This window comes from Paenibacillus sp. 01T422 (assembly GCF_056398785.1).
Genome location: NZ_JBFTQB010001566.1, coordinates 1 through 552 on the forward strand (window position 1 = coordinate 1; position 552 = coordinate 552).

A 552-nucleotide genomic window follows, 5' to 3' on the forward strand; every position below is an offset into this window, starting at 1 on the left:
GAGGTGCACTTGTATGGCCAAAGCTGTTCTAAACGGGTTAACCGGACGACAAAAGGCAGCCATTCTTTTGATCAGTTTAGGCCCAGAGGTGTCTGCTCAAATATTTAAACATTTACGTGAAGAAGAGATTGAGCAGTTAACACTAGAGATTGCGAATGTAAGGAAAGTAGATTCTTTCGAAAAAGAAGCCATTCTTTCTGAGTTTCATCAGATCTGCCTTGCACAAGAGTTCATTTCCCAAGGCGGTATCGCTTACGCTAAAGATATCTTGGAGAAGGCGCTTGGTTCTCAAAAAGCACTCGATATCATTAACCGCCTGACAGCCACATTGCAGGTTAGACCTTTTGACTTTGCTAGAAAAGCGGACCCTGCTCAAATTCTTAACTTTATTCAAAATGAGAATTCGCAAACCATTGCACTAGTCTTGTCTTATTTGCAAGCGGATCAAGCATCTATCATCTTGTCTTCGTTACCGCAAGAGAAACAAGCAGATGTTGCAAAGCGTATCGCTTTGATGGATAGTACTTCTCCAGAAGTAATCAGTCAGGTAGA

The 552-nt window shown here is 41.8% G+C and carries 1 pseudogene; it reads left to right on the plus strand.

Features of this window, described 5'->3' with window-relative positions:
- Positions 1-13 precede the first annotated feature (13 nt).
- A pseudogene (locus tag AC1DUA_RS40200) lies at positions 14-552 on the plus strand (flagellar motor switch protein FliG); the annotation flags it as partial.